The 19419-nt window shown below is 74.9% G+C and carries 17 protein-coding genes; 8 read left to right on the forward strand and 9 right to left on the reverse strand.

Annotated elements, in window-relative coordinates; all coding sequences use genetic code 11:
• The first annotated feature begins 85 nt into the window (after positions 1 to 85).
• The 5 genes from ACZ56L_RS22105 (at position 86) to ACZ56L_RS22125 (ending at position 4220) form a co-directional block, all read left to right on the forward strand.
• Positions 86 to 679: a TIGR03086 family metal-binding protein gene (locus ACZ56L_RS22105; protein ID WP_401759829.1), complete on the forward strand. Its 594-nt coding sequence runs from the start codon at positions 86 to 88 to the stop codon at positions 677 to 679.
• A gap of 121 nt (positions 680 to 800) precedes the next feature.
• Positions 801 to 1424, forward strand: coding sequence for an acyl-CoA-like ligand-binding transcription factor (locus tag ACZ56L_RS22110; protein ID WP_471065767.1), 624 nt, complete (start codon positions 801 to 803; stop codon positions 1422 to 1424).
• Between the two features lie 14 nt (positions 1425 to 1438).
• Positions 1439 to 2197, forward strand: coding sequence for an SDR family NAD(P)-dependent oxidoreductase (locus ACZ56L_RS22115; protein WP_468692423.1), 759 nt, complete (start codon positions 1439 to 1441; stop codon positions 2195 to 2197).
• A 61-nt stretch (positions 2198 to 2258) separates the two neighbouring features.
• Positions 2259 to 3299: an NAD(P)-dependent alcohol dehydrogenase gene (locus tag ACZ56L_RS22120; protein WP_471066268.1), complete on the forward strand. Its 1041-nt coding sequence runs from the start codon at positions 2259 to 2261 to the stop codon at positions 3297 to 3299.
• A 192-nt stretch (positions 3300 to 3491) separates the two neighbouring features.
• Positions 3492 to 4220 (forward strand): GAF domain-containing protein, encoded by a 729-nt coding sequence (locus ACZ56L_RS22125; RefSeq protein ID WP_468692425.1) that lies wholly within the window; start codon positions 3492 to 3494, stop codon positions 4218 to 4220.
• Here the strand turns inward: ACZ56L_RS22125 and ACZ56L_RS22130 are convergent.
• From ACZ56L_RS22130 to ACZ56L_RS22140, 3 genes are all read right to left on the reverse strand, one after another.
• Positions 4217 to 4492, reverse strand: a complete 276-nt coding sequence (locus ACZ56L_RS22130) for a hypothetical protein (protein ID WP_345219464.1) — start codon at positions 4490 to 4492, stop codon at positions 4217 to 4219. The two genes, ACZ56L_RS22125 and ACZ56L_RS22130, sit on opposite strands and share 4 nt — an antisense overlap.
• A gap of 174 nt (positions 4493 to 4666) precedes the next feature.
• A complete protein-coding gene (locus tag ACZ56L_RS22135; RefSeq protein ID WP_468692429.1) occupies positions 4667 to 4975 on the reverse strand; it encodes an STAS domain-containing protein in 309 nt (102 codons plus the stop codon).
• Positions 4972 to 9000, reverse strand: coding sequence for a SpoIIE family protein phosphatase (locus tag ACZ56L_RS22140; protein WP_471066270.1), 4029 nt, complete (start codon positions 8998 to 9000; stop codon positions 4972 to 4974). The genes ACZ56L_RS22135 and ACZ56L_RS22140 overlap by 4 nt, the downstream gene beginning before the upstream one ends.
• A 600-nt stretch (positions 9001 to 9600) precedes the next feature.
• Between ACZ56L_RS22140 and ACZ56L_RS22145 the strand changes: the two genes are divergently transcribed.
• Positions 9601 to 9957 (forward strand): STAS domain-containing protein, encoded by a 357-nt coding sequence (locus ACZ56L_RS22145; RefSeq protein ID WP_345219466.1) that lies wholly within the window; start codon positions 9601 to 9603, stop codon positions 9955 to 9957.
• 73 nt (positions 9958 to 10030) lie between these two features.
• Here the strand turns inward: ACZ56L_RS22145 and ACZ56L_RS22150 are convergent, their stop codons facing one another.
• Entirely contained in the window at positions 10031 to 10717 is a 687-nt protein-coding gene (locus tag ACZ56L_RS22150; protein ID WP_468692433.1) for a response regulator, read from the reverse strand.
• Positions 10714 to 12036, reverse strand: coding sequence for a sensor histidine kinase (locus tag ACZ56L_RS22155; protein WP_471065771.1), 1323 nt, complete (start codon positions 12034 to 12036; stop codon positions 10714 to 10716). Before ACZ56L_RS22155 ends, ACZ56L_RS22150 begins: the two co-directional genes overlap by 4 nt.
• A gap of 269 nt (positions 12037 to 12305) precedes the next feature.
• Between ACZ56L_RS22155 and ACZ56L_RS22160 the strand changes: the two genes are divergently transcribed.
• On the forward strand, positions 12306 to 14549 hold the full coding sequence (locus ACZ56L_RS22160; protein ID WP_471065773.1) for an MMPL family transporter: 2244 nt from the start codon (positions 12306 to 12308) through the stop codon (positions 14547 to 14549).
• Positions 14550 to 14592: 43 nt separating this feature from the next.
• Positions 14593 to 15408, forward strand: coding sequence for a phosphotransferase (locus ACZ56L_RS22165; protein WP_471065775.1), 816 nt, complete (start codon positions 14593 to 14595; stop codon positions 15406 to 15408).
• Positions 15409 to 15473: 65 nt separating this feature from the next.
• Here ACZ56L_RS22165 and ACZ56L_RS22170 read toward each other — a convergent pair whose 3' ends face one another.
• The 4 genes from ACZ56L_RS22170 to ACZ56L_RS22185 form a co-directional block, all read right to left on the reverse strand.
• Positions 15474 to 16121 (reverse strand): response regulator transcription factor, encoded by a 648-nt coding sequence (locus tag ACZ56L_RS22170; protein WP_345219471.1) that lies wholly within the window; start codon positions 16119 to 16121, stop codon positions 15474 to 15476.
• Positions 16106 to 17326, reverse strand: a complete 1221-nt coding sequence (locus tag ACZ56L_RS22175) for a sensor histidine kinase (protein WP_471065777.1) — start codon at positions 17324 to 17326, stop codon at positions 16106 to 16108. Before ACZ56L_RS22175 ends, ACZ56L_RS22170 begins: the two co-directional genes overlap by 16 nt.
• Before the next feature lie 140 nt (positions 17327 to 17466).
• Positions 17467 to 17724: a hypothetical protein gene (locus tag ACZ56L_RS22180; RefSeq protein ID WP_471065779.1), complete on the reverse strand. Its 258-nt coding sequence runs from the start codon at positions 17722 to 17724 to the stop codon at positions 17467 to 17469.
• A 207-nt stretch (positions 17725 to 17931) separates the two neighbouring features.
• Positions 17932 to 19410 (reverse strand): MFS transporter, encoded by a 1479-nt coding sequence (locus ACZ56L_RS22185; RefSeq protein ID WP_471065781.1) that lies wholly within the window; start codon positions 19408 to 19410, stop codon positions 17932 to 17934.
• Positions 19411 to 19419 lie beyond the last annotated feature (9 nt).

A 19419-nucleotide genomic window follows, 5' to 3' on the forward strand; every position in this document is an offset into this window, starting at 1 on the left:
GCCCCTGGAGGCCCTCGCGAATTCCCCCGCGACACCTCCGGAAAAGCGGCCAGGAGATGGCCACTTCACCTCCCAGGATGAAGCCATGAATCAGCCCGAGGCCATCTCGACCACCGACCCCCGCCCCGCCCTCTGGGCGGCCGTCGCCCTCGCCGGCGACACCCTCGTCGCCGTCCGCCCCGACCAGCTCGCATCCCCCACCCCGTGCCCCGACTTCACCGTCGGCCGCCTCGCCCGCCACCTCGTCGCCGTTCTCCGCCGCATCGCCCTCGCGGCCAACGGCGGAGACACCCTGAGCGCGCCCACCGTCGCCGAGGACGTCACCGACGACGCGCTCCCGAAGGCCTGGGAGGAGGCCGTCCGCGAGGCCCGGGACGCCTGGGCCGACCCGGCGGTGCTGGCCCGCCCGCTGACCCTCCCGTTCGGCACCCTTCCCGGCGCGGCGGCGGCCCTGGCCTTCACCACGGAGTTCACCGTCCACACTTGGGACCTGGCCACCGCGACCGGCCTGCGCCCCGCCTGGGACCCGGAGGTCGTGGCTCTCTGCACCGCCACCGCCCGGCGTGCCATCCCCGCCGATCGCCGCGGTGGCGCGGTGCCTTTCGGCCCGGTGGTGGAGGTCCCCGCCGACGCCCCGGCCGTCGAGAAGCTGGTCGCCTGGGCGGGCCGCACCCCGTGAGCCGCGAGTCGCGCTCTCCCTCAGGTCCTCGGGCTGATATGACCGCATAATGTGACACACCTCTCCTGTCCCACCGGGCCAACTGTCCCGGTGGGACATTTCGAGGAGTACAGTCGAAGACATGAGCACCCCCGAGGGCCGCCGGGTCCGCAAAGTCCAGGAGAGCCGCGAGGCCATGGCGGCCGCCGCCGTGGACCTGGTGCTCGAAAGGGGCCTCGACGGCGTCACCGTCGAAGCGATCAGCGACCGCGTCGACGTCTCCCGGCGCACCTTCACCCGGTACTTCTCCGGCAAGGAGGACGCCGTCGCCGACGCCCTGCGCGCCGACTTCGCCCGGATCAACGCGGCCCTCGCCGCCCGCCCCGCCGACGAGGCCCCCCTCACCGCCTACCACCGCGCCCTGCACGCCTGGCTCGACGGCGAACCGCCCGCCTGGCCCCGCCGGTCCCGCGCCGCCGAGCTGCTGCACCTGCTCCACCAGGAGCCGGCGCTGCGGGCCGCCTACGGACACGTACGGGAAGAGGCACAGAGCGAGTCCGTACGGATCGTGGCCGAGCGCCTCGGGCAGGACCCGGAGCGCGACCTGCGTCCCGCGCTCGCCGTCGCGCTCGCCGTCGGGGCCTTCGGCACGGCCGTGCGGTTCTGGACCGCCCCCGGCGCGACCACCCCCCTCCCCGAGCTGATCGACACGGCGTTCGCGGCCCTGGCCGACGAACCCGCACCCAGCACCACCCCCGGCAAGTGAAACCAGGTACCACCATGAACAGCACGCTTGAATTCGACGGCAGGACCGCGCTCGTCACCGGCGCCGCCTCCGGCATCGGCCGCGAGGTCGCCCGCCGCCTCGCCGAGGCCGGAGCGGCCGTCGTCGTCGCCGACCACAACGAACAGGGCGCGCGGGAGACCGCCGACGCCCTCGTCGCGGCCGGCGGCCGGGCCGCCGCCGTCGGCGTGGACGTCACCGACCCCGCGTCGGTGCGCGCCGCCGTCGACTCCACCGTCGAGAAGTTCGGCGGCCTCCACCTCGCCGTCAACAACGCCGGGATCGCCGGAGCGACCGCTCCCACCGGCGAGTACGGCATCGAGGACTGGCAGCGCGTCATCGACACCAACCTCAACGGCGTCTTCTACTCCCTGCGCTACGAACTCCCCCTGATCCTCGCCTCCGGCGGCGGCGCGGTGGTCAACATGTCCTCCATCCTCGGCACCAACGGCTTCGCCGGTTCCCCCGCCTACTCCGCCGCCAAGCACGCGGTCGTCGGCCTCACCAAGACCGCCGCCGTCGAGTACGCCTCCCGGGGCGTCCGCGTCAACGCCGTCGCTCCCGGCTTCATCGACACCCCGCTCCTGCGGGGCGGCGACGACGCCCAGCGCGACCACCTGATCTCCCTGCACCCGCAGGGCCGCCTCGGCACCGCCGAGGAGGTCGCCGAGCTCACCCTCTTCCTGCTCTCCGACCGCGCCTCGTTCGTCAACGGCAGCTACCACCTGGTCGACGGCGGCTACGCGGCCCGCTGACCCTTCGTACGGCCGTCCCCCCACCCAGGCTGCGAGAAAGAAGCTCCCCATGTCCCCCCAGATGAAGGCAGTCCAGTACCGCACCGTCGGCGAGGCCCCCGAGGTCGTCACCGTCGACCGGCCCGAGCCCGGCCCCGGGCAGGTGCTGCTGAAGGTGACCGCCGCAGGCGTCTGCCACTCCGACATCGCCGTGATGAGCTGGCCCGCCGAGTCCCTGCCCTTCCCGCTGCCGCTCACCCTCGGCCACGAGGGCGCGGGCACGGTCGCCGCGCTCGGCGAGGGCGTCACCGGCTTCGAGATCGGCGACCCGGTCGCGGTGTACGGGCCGTGGGGGTGCGGAAGCTGCCTGATGTGCGCGCAGGGCAAGGAGAACTACTGCCTGCGCGCCGCCGAACTCGGCATCCGCCCGCCCGGACTCGGCGCCCCGGGCGCGCTCGCCGAGTACATGGTCGTGGACGACCCCCGGCACCTGGTCCCGCTCGGCGACCTCGACCCGGTCACCGCCGTGCCGCTCACCGACGCGGGCCTGACCCCGTACCACGCGATCAAGACCTCGCTGCCGAAGCTGACCCCCGGCAGCACCGCCGTCGTCATCGGCACCGGCGGTCTCGGCCACGTCGCCATCCAACTGCTGCGCGCCCTGACCCCGGCCCGGGTGATCGCCCTGGACGTCACCGAGGAGAAGCTGGACCTGGCCCGTGAGGTCGGCGCGCACGAGACGGTGCTCTCCGACGCCGACGCTGCCGGCAGGGTCCGCGAACTCACCGGCGGCCTGGGCGCGCAGGCCGTGTTCGACTTCGTCGGCGCCCCGCCCACCGTCGCCACCGCGTCGGCCTGCGCCGGAGTGGAGGCCGACGTGACCGTCGTCGGCATCGGCGGCGGCGCGGCCCCGGTGGGCTTCGGGGCCGTCCCGTACGACGCGGCCTTCCGCGCCCCGTACTGGGGTTCGCGCTCCGAGCTGATCGAGGTCCTGGACCTGGCGCGCGCGGGCGTGCTCGACGTCCACGTGGAGACCTACCCGCTGGACCGGGCGCCCGAGGTGTACGAGCGCCTGCACGCGGGCCGCGTCAACGGCCGCGCGGTGCTCCTTCCCCACGGCTGAGCCCGTTCCGTACGTCCGTCCGCCCCCGTTCCGCTTACGCGTCGGGGGCGGACGCATGACACCACGGGGGAACTCGGAGGCGGGCCGGTCCGGCCCCCGCCCGGGAGCGGCGCGGGTGCCCGGCCTGATCAGGGGTACCCGAAGCGGTGACCCCGCGCGTCAGGTGCGGGGGTGAGCGTCGAGGTGAGCGGCATGCCCGAATCGCGGGAGGCACGCAGGGTGCGGGCTGCGGCCGAGGGGGACTTCACCCTGTTGCCGCAGCGGCTGGCCGCCGCGCTGTGCGCGGTGCTGGAGGTGGACGGGGTGACGTTGTCCCTGGCCACGGACACACCGGAGCGGCAACTGCTGGCGGCGACGGGGCCGGTCGCGGTGCGCCTGGAGGAGCTTCAGTTCGAGTGCGCGGAAGGGCCGTGCGTGTCCGCGTGCGCGGAGGGCGTACCGATGCTGTGGCCGGACGTGCGGCAGGAGCCGGGGCGGTGGCCCGTCTTCGGCGGGCGGCTGCGGGAGGAGCTTCCGCAGATCGGGTCCCTGAGCGGGTTCCCGCTGGGGTCGTCGCCCGCCGTGGGGTCGGTCGACCTGTTCTCCTTCCGGCCCCGGCGGCTGACCGCGCGGGCCGTCGGGCGGGCCCTGCGGGCGTCCGCCGCGGTGCTGGAGGTGCTGCTGGAGGCAAGCCGTACGCACAGCACGGAGGACCGGCTGCCCCGGTGGCAGCCCGAGGAGATGCTGGACGCCCACTGGGGCACCACCCGCCGGGCCGTGGGCGTGCTGATGGAACGGTGGGACGTGGACGCGGCGGAGGCCCTGGCCAGGCTGCGGGCCAGGGCCTTCGCGAGCGGCAGGCCGCTGCCCGAGCTGGCGGCCGACGTGATGGCGTCGGGCTGCGGCGGCGACTCGCCGTCGGACGGCGCGGACAGCTGCTAGCGCATCGGCGGCACCGGATACGGCTCGGTCGCCGGTACGAACGCGTACTGGGGGCACGGGGCGGCGAAGCACTGCTTGGGCGCGGGGACACAGACGTGACCCGGCGGGGTCTCCACGGCGAAGCAGGGGCCGGCGTCGGCGGCGGACCGCGCGGGAGGCAGCGGTGCGGCGTGCGCGGCGGTCGCCGTGAGCAGCAGCGAGGCGGCGAGGAGGGGCAGTCCGGCGGCGATGCGGGCGGCCGGGGACAGGGCGGTGCGGGGGGAGTGCGGCATGGGGTGCAGCCAAGCACCCGGGGCGCGCGGGGCGGGGCGGGCCCGCCGGGGATCACTCGAAGGAGGACGACGGGGTCCGGCCCGTCTCGGGAACCCGGGGAGCGCGGGCACCGGGCCCGTCGGCGGGCGCGTGCCCCGTCCGCGCTTCGCCGCTCTCCGCCGGGCGCGCGGCCGTCAGGCGTGGCGGGTCGGCGGTGCGTCGTGGACGGTCGTCAGCTCGGTGAGTCCCGAGATGGTCAGCACCGGCGTCAGCAGCGGCGCCGCGACCAGCGTGACGTGGTCGGCGTGCGCGAACAGCACGCTCAGCCCCGCGCTGTCCAGGTACTCGACGGCCGTCAGGTCCAGGACGAGGGGCCGCCGCGCCGAGTCCTCCAGGGCGGCGGCGAGGACGGCGCTGTTGCTCATGTCCACCTCGCCCACGGCCGTCAGGAGGGCGGTGCCGTCCGGGCGTCGGCCGGGGGTGAGCGTGAGCGGTGTCGTCATCGGGGAATCCTCGCGTGCATGTCGACGGTGGTGCCGGACGGGCCGGGCGTGATGGTGACCTGCTGCATCATGGCGCGCATCAGCGTCACCCCGCGCCCCCGGTGGGCGTTCGTCTCCGGGCGGGGCGTCCGCCAGCGGCCCGAGTCCGCGACGCTCAGGTGCAGCGTGTCGGCCCGCGCCTCGGCGCGGAGCCTGACCATGTCGCCGGGGGCGTGCCGGTGCCCGTGCTCGACGGCGTTCGCGCAGGCCTCCCCGGCGGCGACCAGGACGCCCTGGAGCATCCGCGGAGGCACCTCGCAGGCGCTCAGCCAACTGCGCAACGCCTTGCGCACCGGGGCCAGTTGGCCGGACTCGGCGGGGAAGGCCACGTCCAGCGGGGCGGGGTGGCGGTAGAGCAGCACGGCCACGTCGTCGTCATACCCCCCGGCCGGGGCGAGACGTGACATGACCAGCGAGGCGAGGTCGTCGAGGGAGGTGTCCCGGCCCTCCTGGACGGCCGCGCCCGCCCGGTGGATGCCGTCCATCAGCGGGCGGCGGCGGCGCTCGACCAGCCCGTCGGTGTAGAGCAGCAGGGTGGCCCGGGCGGGCATCGTGCAGTCCGCCTCGGGGCGCGGATGCCCCGGGCGCACCGCGAGCGGCGTGGAGCGGCCCGCGTCGAGGAGCTGGGTGCCGCCGTCCGGGCGGGCCAGGATGCCCGGCGGGTGCCCGGCGCTGGAGTAGGTGAGCCGGCCGGTGCCCGGGTCGAGCACACCGCAGAAGACCGTCGTGCACAGGGCGCCCGGGACGGTGGCGGCGAAGTGGTCCAGGGCCATGAGCGCACGGGAGGGCTGGGCGTCCTGGAGCAGCAACGCCCGGCAGGCACTGCGGAGCTGGCCCATCACGGCGGCCGCCTGGAGGCCGCGTCCCACGCAGTCGCCGACCACGATGCCGATGCGCCCGTCGGGCAGCGCGACCGTGTCGTACCAGTCGCCGCCGACCTCCAGGGGCTGGGTGGCCGGTTCGTACCGCACGGCGAAACCGTCCGGGAGCTGCGAGGGGCCGAGGATGGCCCGTTGCAGCTCGATGGCCGTCTCGCGCTGCTGGTCGATCTGGTGGGCGCGGGTCAGGCCCTGGGCCAGGCGTCCGGCGAGCAGGGAGAGCAGCAGCCGGTCCTCGCCGGTGAACAGGCGCCGACCGCCCAGGTCGATCCACAGGGCCAGCGGGCCCTGCGGGTGCTCCAGCAGGATGCCGGCCCCGGCGCGGTCGGCGACGGGCGACAGCAGGGGGTGGTCCCGCAGGCCGGTGAGGGCCCGGCGCTGTTCGGCCGGCAGCCGCTCCCAGGCGGTGGCCTGCCCGGCGGCGGTCAGGGCGGGTTCGTCGCCGCCCGTGAAGAGCGCGGCCAGCACGGCCTCGGCCCGCCACAGCCCGCGCAGTTCCTCCAGCGCGCCCGCGAGAGCGTCCGGCAGGTTAGCGGCCTGCGACAGGCTCGTGCTCAGGGCGCCGAGGGCGCTCTCGCGCTGGACGGCGTAGTGCTCGGCGGTGACGTCGCGGAACGTGCCGACCGTGACGCTCCTGCCGGACTCGGGGTCCCGCGCCCGGTTGAGGGTCGCGTTGACCCACAGCCGGTGCCCGTCCCGGTGGCGGACGGGGAGGGTGCGGCCGCCCTTGTGCTGCTGCCCGGGCAGGGCGGCGAACGCCTCGGCGACCGCGCGGTGCGCGTCGGGCTCCGTCTCGGGGTCCGGCCACCACGGGTGGGCGGACTCGTACGGCAGGCCCTGCGGGCCGAAGCCGAGGATGTCGGTGAAGGCCGTGTTGATCTCGATGACGGCGCCGTCCGCGTCACAGACGAAGAACGCCTCCTGGAGCGAGTCCACGAGCGCCGTGCGCCAGCGGGCGTGGTGGGTGCGCATCCGGGCCAGCTCCACGTTCGCCCGTACCCGCGCGAGGAGTTCGGCCGCCGCGAACGGCTTGACGAGGTAGTCGTCGGCCCCCGCCTCCAGGCCCTCGATGGACGCCTCCTGGCCCGCCCGCGCGGACAGCAGGAGCACGGGCACCGCGGCCGTACGAGGATCGCCGCGCAGCGCCTTGACCAGGGAGAGCCCGTCCAGGCGGGGCATCATCACATCGCTGACCACCAGGTCGGGCGGGGTCTCGGTGACGGACCGCAGGGCCTGCGCCCCGTCGCCCACGGCGCTCACCCGGTAACCGGCCCCGCGCAGCAGGCGCGTCAGGTAGTCGCGCATGTCGGCGTTGTCGTCGGCGACCAGCACCCGGGCCGGCGCGGGGCCGCCGGCGGAGGCGGCCGGGGCCGCGGAGGGGGACGCCGCGGTGCGGGCGGCCGGGGAGGCCGACGGGTCCTGCACGTCGTCGTCCGCCGGCAGCCAGCGCTGCGCCTCCTGGAGGTACGGGTCGGCCGCGGCGGACGGCTCCCCGGAGACCGCGTCCGCCGCGGGCCCGAGGGCCCCGGCAGGCGCCGCGAGGGCCTCGGCCGGCAGGTGGGCGCTGCCGAACGGCACCCGCAGCGTGAAACAGGTGCCCTCGCCCTCGGTGCTCTCGGCGGTGATCGTGCCGCCGTGCAGTGCCACCAGCTCCCTGACCAGGGCGAGCCCGATGCCGCTGCCCTCGTTGGACCGGGCCCGGGCGTTCTCGATGCGGTGGAAGCGCTCGAACAGCTTCGGCATCTCGGCGGCCGGGACGCCGATGCCCGTGTCGGTGACCGTGACCACCGCGTGGCCGGACTCCGCGCGCACGCGCACCGCGATGGACCCCTCGAAGGTGAACTTCAGCGCGTTGCTCAGCAGGTTGAGGACCACCTTCTCCCACAGGTCCCGGTCGAGGTGCACCGGCTCCCGCAGCGGCGGGCAGTCGACCTCGAAGCGGAGCCCCGCCCGTTCCACCGCCGAGCGGAACAGGCTCGCCAGTTCCGCCGTCACGGACGCCAGGTCGGCCGGCGCGTAGCGGGCCTGCATGCGTCCGGCCTCTATGCGGGAGAAGTCCAGGAGGGTGTTGACGAGCTTGCTCAGGCGCAGTCCGTTGCGGTGCACGGCCTCCAGTTCCTCGCGCACCTGCGGCCCGGCCTGCGCGAGCCGGCCGCGCAGTTCCTCCACCGGCCCCATGATCAGGGTGAGCGGGGTGCGGAACTCGTGGCTGATGTTGGAGAAGAAGGTGGTCTTGGCCCGGTCCAGCTCGGCCAGTTCCTCGGCCCGCCGCTGCTGCGCCTGGTAGCTGCGCGCTCCCGCGACGCCCGCCGCGACGTGCCCGGCGACCAGTTCGACGAACGCCCGGTAGCCCGCGTCCAGCGGCCGGAACCGGTTCAGCGCCGCCACCAGGAATCCGTACGGTGTGCCTCCCTGCTGCAACAGGGGTGCCACCAGCGCTTGTTGGGGCGGCTGCGGCCAGCCCCCGCCCGGCAGGTCCGCGAACGGCCCGCCGTCCAGCGCCACCGGCGTCGACTCCCCCCGGGCGAGCGCCCGCACCGGCCACACCGGGTGCGGGTCGTCGGCCGCCAGGACGGGTGGGGCGGCCGGATGACCGGCCGCGATGCCGGTCGTCCCGGCCAGGCGCGCCGAGCCGTCCTCCGCGAACAGGTACGTCAGCGTGAACGGCAGGTCGAGCAGATTCCGGCCGAGCTGCCCGCCGACGAAGGCCAGCATCTCCTGCTCGGTGCGGGCCACGCTCGGGTCGGAGCCGAGGTCGCGCAGGGTGGCCATCTGCCGTTCGCCGATGACCCGTTCGGTCTCCTCGCTGACCACGCACAGCATGCCGACGACATCGCCCTCGTCATCGCGCAGCGGGCTGTAGGAGAACGTGTGGTACGTCTCCTCCGGATAGCCCGAGCGCTCCAGGAACAGCAGCAGCGCCTCGTCCCAGGTGGCCTGCCCGGTGGCCGTCACGGTGTCGATCCGGGGCCCGATGTCGTCCCAGATCTCCGCCCACACCTCGCCGGCGGGACGGCCGAGCGCCCAGGGGTACTTGCCGCCCAGGGTGTCCCGGCGGTAGGCGGCGTTGCAGAAGAACGTCAGCTCGGGGCCCCAGGCCATCCACATCGAGAACCGCGACGACAGCAGGATGCTGACGGCCGTGCGCAGGCTCTGCGGCCAGGTGCCGGGCGGACCGACGGCCGTCGCCGCCCAGTCCACGGCGGCGAGGTCGCGCCCGACCTCGTCGTCGGCCGCGAACACGTCGGGCTCCGGTACGCCTCGGCTCCCGGCACCGGGGCCCCCGGCGTCGCTGCCTTCGGCATCGTGACCTTCGGCATACGTCACCGGACACTCCTCTTTCCCGTCCGTGGGCCCCGGGGCGCGCGGTACCACAGGCGTGCTTCGCTCGTACGTGTTACGTCCGACAAAGGGGCGATTGCTCCGAAATGCGCGGCGGAATCGGCCGCCCCACGGAGTTCGATCTCTCCACAGTAGGAGAAATCCGCACCCGCTGCCGGAAGATGTGAGGATACTGCGGACAAGGGCCGGAGAGTGGCGGGGAGGTGGCGGTGACCAGGCCGGACAGTGCTGTTCCCGGACTCGTCGGCCGAGAGTGCGCAGCCACGCCTGCACGTTGTGCGCCGATCCGGGTACGGGAGTGAACGACGACCGCGCCGAGCGCCCTGCCCGCCCCGCCGCCACCTACGTGCCCGACCAGGAGAACAGGTGAAGATCCCCGTCCTGACCGTCACCCGAACCCCCCACGCCTCCGGTGCCACCGTGCTCACCGTGGCCGGAGAGCTGGACCACCACACCGCGAGCGAGTTCACCGACACACTGAGGCACACGCCGTTCGGGCCCGGAGCACCCGTGGTGATCGACCTCGCGCAGCTCGACTACTGCGACTCCACGGGCATCACGGTGCTCATCACCGCCCACCACCAGGCCGAGGCGACGGGGTCGCGTCTGCTGCTCACCGGTCTGCGGGCCGACCTGGCGCACGTCTTCGGCATCGTCGGCCTGGACCAGGTGTTCACGTTCCGGCCGACGGTGGACGAGGCGCTGGAGGTGCTGGCCTCGTGAGACGGCCGCGGCGGTCGGCCGCACGGGACGACCGCCGCGCCCGGGGGGCCCGCTCCCGCCCCCGGATGCCGGGTCATCCGCCTCCGCCGGGGGCGACCAGCCCCGATTCGTAGGCCGCGACGACCGCCTGGGCCCGGTCCCGTACGGCCAGCTTGTCGAAGATGCTGGTGATGTGGTTCTTGACCGTGGAGGGGCTGAGGCCGAGGGCCCGGGAGATGTCCGTGTTGTCCAGGCCGGTGGCCATCAGCCGCCACACCTCCACCTCGCGGGGCGTGAGCGTGTCGTGCCCCGCCCCCGGGGCCGACGGCGGCGTGCCGCCCGGTCCGCGGACGTACGTCGAGATCAGCCGGGTGAGCAGGCGCGGGGCGACCACCGCCTCGCCCGTGTGCACGGTGCGGATCGCCGCGGCCAGGTCTTCCGGGGAGCTGTCCTTGGGCAGGAACCCGTAGGCCCCGGCGCGCAGCGCGCCCACCACGTACTCGTCCATGTCGAAGGTGCTGAGGGCCAGCACCCGGCAGCCGGGCTGCTCGGCCGCGAGCCGTCGCGTGGCGGCGACGCCGTCCAGTACGGGCATCCGGATGTCCATCACCACCACGTCCGGGCGCAGGCGCCCGGCGAGCGCGACGGCCCGTGCGCCGTCCTCGGCCTCGCCGACCACCTCGAAGCCGGGGTCGGGGGCGAGGATCAGCGACAGCCCGCGCCGGACCAGCGGCTGGTCGTCGGCGATGAGGACGGTGATGGGTCGGGCCGTGCCGGTCATCCGCGCGACTCCCTGCCCGCCGGGACCGGGGCCACCGGGTCCGTGCCTGTGGGGACCGGACCTGCCGGGTCCGGGTCTGCCGGGTCCGGGTCTGCCGCCCGCGGCGCTTCCAGGGCGGCCTCGGCCACCGGCAGTTCGGCGCGCACGCCGAACCCCCCGCCGCCGCGCGGGCCGGCCGTCAGGCTGCCGCCGTGCAGCGCGACGCGCTCCCGCATCCCGACGAGCCCGTAACCGGGGCTCCCGCTCCGCACGGCCGTGCCCGCGCCGTCGTCCCGCACCTCCACGACGACCGCGTCCCGCCGATACGTCAGCCGCACGTCGGCGCGTGCGGTCCCGGCGTGCTTGCGGGTGTTGGTGAGCGCCTCCTGCACGATCCGGAACAGCGTCAGCCCGGCCGTCGGCGACAGCGCGAGAGGCAGCCCTTCGACGGTGAGGTCCGTCGGCAGTCCGGCCGCGCGGGCCTCGTCGACCAGGTGCCCGATGTCGTCGACGCCCGGCTGCGGCACCGCAGGCGCGCCGCCCGGCCCGCCGCCCGGCCCGCCGCCCGGTTCGCCGTCCGGTTCGTCGTCCGCCCGCAGGACGTCCAGGAGTTGACGCATCTCGCGCAGCGCGAGCCGCCCCGAGGACTCCAGTGTGACCAGGGCGTCACGGGCCACCTCGGGCCGGGCGAGGTTGGCGCGGGCCCCGCCCGCCATGAGCTGCATGGTGGTGAGGTGGTGGGCGACGATGTCGTGCAACTCCCGTGCGATGCGGCGGCGTTCCTCGGCCACGGCGCGGTCGGCGAGGAGCCTGCGATGGGCCGCGACCTCCCGCTGCCGGCGGTTCACCACGAGCGCCGTGCCGACGACGAGCAGCGTGGTCAGGAGCGGGTACACGGCGTCCTGCCACGGCGGAAGCCGCCCGCCGCTCTGGCTCCCCAGCGTCACCGCCGCGGTCGCGGCCGCCGCGCACCCGGTCACCCACCCGGGACGGGCCCGGCCGACCGTGTAGAGGGCGACCACCAGGACCGCCCCGACGTGCTGCGGCAGCGGCACGGTCACGGTCGCCACCGCGTCGAGGCCGAGCACGGCGGCGAAGGCCGCGACCGGCTGCCGCCGCCGCACCAGCAGCGGCAGCGCCCCGAGCGCGAGCAGCAGGAAGCCCGCCGCGTGCACGCTGTGGGCGGTGCCGGAGCCGTCGAAGAACACGTAACTGAGCAGGTTCATGACGCAGGCGCCGCCGGTCACCAGGGCGTCGTTGCGCGTCCAGGGCCGATCGGCGTCCTCGTCCTCCGGCGCAATGGGCGGCACGGCCGGGCCCCCGTGTCGGTACCTCGGCATGCCCGCCCCCTTGCGTCCGGCCTCGCGGCTCCCCGGCACAGGGTCGCACAGTGCCGCGCGGGCCAGCCCCGGGGCCCTGACCAGGAGCGGGGCCGGGAGTAGGAGCAGGGTCCTGGTCCGGGGCCGGGGCAGGACCCCGGTCCCGGCACCGGATCGTCCGGCGTCACGACGCCCCCGCCCGCCGCGGCTGATGGTCTGGAGACAGGCCGGGCGACCCCAGCGCCGGCCCCTTCCGACCATCCGCACCGATCCGTCCGCCGGAGGACCCCGTGATCCGCACCCTGACCGGGTACGCCACCCGCAACCCCTGGAAGGTCATCGCCCTGTGGGCCGTACTCGGCATCGTGCTCAGCGCCCTGATCCCCACCCTGATGTCCCGCGTCACCCAGCACCGCACCGCTGACTTCCTGCCCCGCGGCTACGACTCGGCGGCCGCCCAGCACCTCGCGGAGGAGAAGTTCGGGGACGACCCCGACGCCACCGCCCTGACGGTCCTCGTCGCCCGCGCCGACGGCGGACCCCTCGCCGCCGCCGACCGCAAGCACATCGCGGCGGGGGCCAGGGCCCTGAGCGGGCGGCGGGTGGTCATGCCCGTCGAGGACGACATGCCGAGGTTCCTCCTGCCCGACCGCTCCCAGACGCCCGCCGTCACCCCCGCGGCGACCGCGCCCGACCGGAGCTTCGCCCTGCTGAGCGTGCGGCTGACCGGCAGCCCCTCCGACACGGGAGTGCAGGGCGTCTACCGCGCCTTCCGCGACGACGCCCGGGCCCACTTCGCAGCGGCGGGCCTGCGCACCGGCTTCACCGGCGGCCTCCCCGAACTCGTCGACACCACCGACGACCACGAGGTCGCCACGACCGTCGGCGGCGTCCTCGTCACGGTCCTGATCATCCTGCTCAACGTGCTGGCCTTCCGCAGCGTCCTCGCGGCCGTGCTGCCGCTGATCGCGGTCGCCCTGATCGGCGCGGTGGCGGCGGGCGCCGTCGCCGGTGCCGCGCTGCTCACCGGACGCCGACTCGACGCGGGCACCCCCGGGCTGATCAACGTGGTGCTGCTCGGCATCGGCATCGACTACCTGCTGTTCCTGCTCTTCCGGTTCCGCGAACAGCTCCGGGAGAAGCCCGCCCAGCCGGTCCGCGAAGCGGCCGCGCAGGTCTCCGGCCGGGTGGGCACCGCGATCACCTCGGCGGCGCTGACGATCGTCGCCGCGTTCGCCACGCTCGGGCTCGCGACCTTCGGCCAGTTCCGCTCCATGGGCCCCGCCATCGCCGTCGCGGTCCTGGTGATGCTGCTCGGCAGCCTCACCCTGATGCCCGCCCTGCTCGCCGCCGCGGGACGCGCCATGTTCTGGCCGTCCAGGACCCTGGACCGCACGCCCGCCGCGGGCCGGGCCGCCCGCTTCGGGGAACTCGTCACCCGGCGGCCGCTGCTGATGCTGGCCGCCTCCCTGGCGCTGCTCGCCGCACTCGCCGCCGGACTGACCGGCATCCGCATGGAGTACGGAAGGGACGCGTCCGGCTCGCGGACCGCCGCCGCGGCCACCGCCGCCGAGATCTCCCGCGTCCTGCCCGCCGGGGTGTCCGACCCGACCAGCGTGTACGTCACCGCCGACGACGGCGGCGCCCTGGCCCCCGCCCGGCTCGACGGCCTGGTCCGCGCGCTCGCCGGGGTCGAAGGCATCGGCAAGACCGCCCCCGTCGTCCTCAGCCAGGACCGCGGCACCGCCCGCATCGACCTCCACCCGACCGCCGATCCGCAGAGCGAGAAGGCCCGCGACCTGGTCTCCGGCCCGCTGCGCGACACCGTGGCCCGGCACACGCCCGAGGGGACCAGGGCCCACATCGGCGGCACGGCGGCGGTCTTCGCGGACATCGCCACCGCCGTCGACCACGACCTGCGCATCGTCTTCCCGGTCGCCGCGGCCCTGATCACCCTGATCCTGCTGCTCCTTCTGCGCAGCCTGCTCGCCCCCGTGGTCCTGATGCTCGCGGTCGGCCTCGGCTTCGCCGCCACGCTGGGCGCGGCCGCCCTGCTCTTCCAGCACGTGCTCGGCGGAACGGGCGTCGACTTCACCCTGCCGCTGGTGCTGTTCCTGTTCGTCGTGGCGCTGGGCACCGACTACAACATCCTCGTCGCCGACCGGATACGGGAGGAGATGCGGCGGCCCGGCGGGGCACGGGCCGCCGTCGCCCGGGCGCTGCGGCACACCACGCCGGCCGTCGCCACGGCCGGGCTGGTCCTGGCGGGCTCCTTCGCGACGCTCGCCGCCACGCCGGGCAGCGCGCAGATCGCGTTCGCGATGACACTGGGCATCCTGCTCTCGGCGCTCGTCCTGGCGCTGGTCGTGGTGCCCGCGCTGGCGGCCCTCCTCGGCCGGGCCCTGTGGTGGCCGCTGCGCCCGGGGCCGGAGCGGGGCGGAAGGGCCCGGCAGCGTACGGCCGGCAGGGCCGACGGGGACGACGGCAGCCAGGGGCGGGAGGAACAAAAGGAGTGGGCGGCCGCCCCCCGGTGAGCGTTACGGTGTGCGGGCCGACCGGCGGAGCGAAGGAGACACCATGCGGGGTGCCCAGGGAGCACGGGCGGTGCGCGCGGCCGTGGAGACCGCCGCCTCGCTGGGGCTGGACGCCGAGGACGTGACCGTACTCCACGACTCGAACAAGCTGGCGCTGCGGCTGCTGCCGTGTGACGTGCTGGCCCGGGTGGCCCCCGTGGACGACCAGGTCGCGGAGCACGAGGTCGACCTCGCCCGGCGGCTCGCGGCGGCCGGGGCCCCGGTGGCCGCGCTCGATCCGAGGGCGGCGCCCCGGGCGTACGGGAGGGACGGCTTCGTCGTCACCCTGTGGACGTACTACCGGCCCGTGGGGGTGCTCTCCCCGGCCCGGTACGCGGACGCGCTCGTACGACTGCACGCCGGGATGCGGGCCGTCGACCTCCCGGCGCCGCACGTCACGGAGCGGGCCGCGGAGGCCCTGCGGATCGTGGAGGACCGCGAGCTCAGCCCCGAACTGACCGACGACGACCGGAGGTTCCTCGCCCGCACCCTGCGCGGCGCGAGCCGGGGCCTGGGCGGGGCCGGCCAACTGCTGCACGGGGAGCCGCACCCGGGGAACGTGCTGAGCACGAAGGACGGGGCGGTGTTCATCGACCTGGAGACGTACTGCCGCGGACCCGTCGAATTCGACCTCGCCCACGCCGACGAGGAGACCGGCGCGCACTACCCGGGCGCCGACGCCGCGCTGCTGCGGCGGTGCCGGACCCTGGTGGCGGCGATGGTCACCGCCTGGCGCTGGGACCGGCACGACCGGTTCCCCGACGGGCGGCGGCTGGGCGTGGAACAGCTCGGACGGCTCCGGGCCGCCCGCGAGGCGTGAGACGGCCCCACGGCCGCGCCCGCCCGTGGGCGCCGCCGCCGGGGCACGCCTGGCGGGTCGCCGCGTCAGGACCGGAGAAAGGCCAGGACCGCGAGGACCCGGCGGTGGCCCTCGGTGTTCGTCGGGAGGTCCAGCTTGCTGAAGATGTTGCCGATGTGCTTGTTCACCGCCGCGTCGCTGACGCACAGCCGGGCGGCGACGGTGGAGTTGGAGTGGCCCTCCGCGATCAGGCCGAGCACCTCGCGCTCGCGGGGGCTGAGCCGTTCCAGGGGGTCCTGCCGCAGGCGTACGAGCTGCTGGATCACCTCGGGGTCCACGACCGTGCCGCCGGCGGCGATCCGGTCGACGGCGCCCATGAAGTCGGCGACCGCGCCGACCCGCTCCTTGAGCAGGTAGCCGACGGCCGCGCCCCCTCCGGAGTCCAACAGGCCCAGCGCGTACGACCGTTCCACGTACTGACTCAGTACGAGCACGGGCAGCCCGGGCAGCTCCTCGCGCAGCCGCACCGCCGCCCGCAGGCCGTCGTCCGTCAGGGTCGGCGGCATGCGCACGTCCGTGACCACCAGGTCGGGGCGCTCGGCACGCACGGCCGCCTGCAGGGCGTCCGCGTCGCCGACCGACGCCACCACCTCGTGCCCGACCCGCCGCAACAGCCCGACCAGGCCCTCGCGCAGCAGGACGGCGTCATCCGCCACGATCAGGCGAAGCGACAAGGGACCTCCACGTGCAGCAGGGTGGGACCGCCGACCGGGCTCGACACCCGCATCCGGCCCTGGAGCGCCGCGACCCGGTCGGCGAGCCCGGTGACGCCGGAGCCCGCCCCGGGGTCGACGCCGCCGTGGCCGTCGTCGGTGATGTCGAGGATCAACACGTCGGCATGGTAACGGCCCCGGACGGCGGCGGACCCGGCGCCGCTGTGCCTGGCGATGTTGGTCAGCGCCTCGTTGATCACGTAGTACAGCGTCGACTCCAGCTTCCTCGGGAGCCGTTGAGGAAGCGTCAGGTCGACGGCGACGGGTATCGGGAAGCGGCCCGCGTAGTCCTCGACGGCGGCGACGAGACCGTGGTCGGCGAGGACGGGCGGGTTGAGTCCCCGGATGAGCGACCGCAACTCGCGGTGCGCGGTGGCGAGTTGCTGCTCGGCCTGGGTGAGCAGCTCGGACTGCGGGGAGCCGTCGGGGGTGTCCAGGCGCAGCATGCCGAGGGTCATCCCGAGGGAGACCAGGTGCTGCTGCGCGCCGTCGTGCAGATCGCGTTCGATACGTGTCCGCTCGGCGTCGAAGGAGTCCAGGAAACGTGCCTGCGAGGCGCGGACCTCCCGCAGTTCCTCCTGGAGTTCCAGGTCGCGGGGGGCCAGGAACGTCCGGGTCATGGCCCCGCGCGCACCCGCCCACGAGGTCACCGTGTACGGGGAGGCCAGCAGGACGAGGACGCCGAAGACCGTCCAGGGCCAGGTCTGCGGGCCCGTCGCCTCGAAGAACACGGCGGGCAGGCCGAAGCAGAACCCCAGCACCAGCAGGTCGAGCCACCACAGGGCAGTGGCCGAGACCAGCGTGAACGCCAGCTCCCGCCAGGTCACGTGCTCGGTGAGCCGGTGCCTGACCCAGGCCCTCGGGCCCGGCGCCCGAGGGCCGCGGTGCGGGTCGGGCACGGGGTCGAGGTCCACCAGGCGGAGCCGCCGGCGCTCCACCGAGGCCACCGAGGTGGCGGCCAGGACGAGTCCGGCGAGGACCACGACGCCGACCAGCACCAGCAGCAGCACGGCCCCGGCCGCGAGCACCACCGCGAAGACCGCGGTGACGGCCGCCCCGAACAGCACGCCCCCCACCAGGTAGGCCAGGGACCGCCAGGGCCACGCCGACACCAGGAAACCCGTGGGGCGCTGTGCCATGGCCTGCCAGGCCGTCGTGGGTCGCATGGGAGCACGGTAGCCCGGCAGGGGGCGGCGGGGCGGCGGCCGGGGCGACTCCCCGCCGCCTGCCGGACGGCCCCCCCCCCGTGGCGTGCGGCGCACCCCACCCCCTGCGGGCACCTGCTGCGGTGCGGCGGGGGCCCGCGTCACCCCGTGCCCGCGGCGCGCCCGGGGCCGCCCGGGTTCTCCCGGCCGGTGGCGAACTCCGTCCAGATGCGCTGCGGAAAGACGTTCCCGCGGTTCGAGCCGGAGCCGCCCACGCCCTGCATTCCCAGGAGCTGCGGCGTTTCCGGCCGGGTGCGGAACATGGTCACCGCCGTCGTCGCGTCCTGGGCGTGACCGACGAACCACGCCGACCGCATCCGGTCGTCCCCGTCCGTCGCGCCCGCCGACGTCTTGTGCATCCCCGGACCGGACAGCGCGTCGGTCTGGCAAGGAGATGTTCCGTTTCCCGCTCGGGTTGTCTCCCAAGACCCTTTTCTCCCGCGGGTGTTCGGTACCGGACGGGAGCGGCCGCGGTACGGAAAGTGCCGTTGCGACCGATCACGGCCGGCGCCCACGCACCCGGAGCGGTTCTTCCTCCTCGACGCCGACCGCGAACCGGGCGGGGCTCAGTCGGCCGGGTTGTCGGCCTGTCGGGGCAGGCAGAACATCAGCGCCCACATCAGGGCCAGGAGGCCGCCGGCCCACCACAGCACGGTGACGAACGCGTCGCGGTTGACCGCGCCGTCGGGAGAGCCGCCGGTGACGCCGAAGAACACCACGGCGGTCAGCGCGGTGCCCAGCGCGATGCCCAGGTGGATGGCGGTGTTGAACAGGCCCGAGGCCGAACCGGCGTCCTCGTGCGGGACCCTGGCCAGCGACAGATCGGCGAGCGGGCCGGAGACCATGCCCAGGCCGAAGCCGATCAGCACCACCGGAGCGGTCATCGCCGACAGGGTCAGGCCGGCTTGGTGGCTGCCGATCTGGAGGGCGTACGCGATCGTCGCAGCGGTCGCGATCAGGGCCCCGGTCTGCGGCAGACGGCGGGCGAACCGCCCGGCTGTCTTCGCCGCGACCGTCGCGCCGCCCAGTTCTCCCACGGAGAGCAGCACGAAGGCCACAGCCGCCTCGAGCGGGCTCAGGCCCAGTCCGTTCTGCAGGTACAGCGTCCAGGTCAGGAAGAACAGGCCGCACAGCAGGCCGTGCAGCAGGTCCACGGCCATGCCTCCGGAGAACTGCCTGACCCGCAGGAGGGACAGGGGCACCAGCGGGGCGTCGTCCTGCTTGCGCTTCTGGTGGCGCAGGAAGACACCGAGGACGAGGACGCCGGCGGCGAGCACGGCGAAGCACCACAGCGGCCATCGACGGGCGTGGCCCTCGGTGAGCGGGACCAGGATCAGGACGACGGCCAGGCCGGACAGCAGCATGCCGGCCAGGTCGAGCCGGTCGGCCCCACGGAGGGTCGATTCGGGGACGAAGGCGCGTCCGAGGAGGAGTACGGCCAGCCCGACGGGCACGTTGACCAGGAAGACCGGCCGCCAGGACAGCCCGAACAGGTCGGCCTCGGTGAGCACGCCGCCCAGGACCGGGCCCAGGACGTTGGCGATGGCGAGGACGGCCCCGTACAGGCCGAACGCCTTGCTGCGGCGATGGCCCTCGAAGGTGACGTGCAGGGTCGCCAGGACCTGCGGGATCATCACGGCCACTCCGACGCCCTGGAGCAGCCGGGCGCCGATCAGCACGCCCGGACCGGTGGCCAGACCGCACAGCAGGGAGGCGGCGGTGAACACGACGGTGCCGATGAGCAGCATCCTGCGGCGGCCGTGGATGTCACCGAGCCGTCCGCCGGTGATCAGCCCGACGGCGACGGGCAGGGTGTAGGCGGTGGTCAGCCACTGCACCGCGACCGGCCCGGCACCGGTCGACTCCTGGATGGCGGGCAGGGCGGTCAGGACGACCGACTGGTCGAGCATGTTCATCAGCTCGGCGGTCAGCAGCACCAGGAGCGCGATCCAGGCCGCCAGGGCCGTCTTCGGCCGGTGAGGCGCCGGGCGGGCGGGGGCCCGAGGGGTGTGCTGCGGCTCGTTGCCGAGCGCGGAGGAGGACACGACGGGAAA

The organism is Streptomyces sp. NPDC039736 (assembly GCF_055596485.1).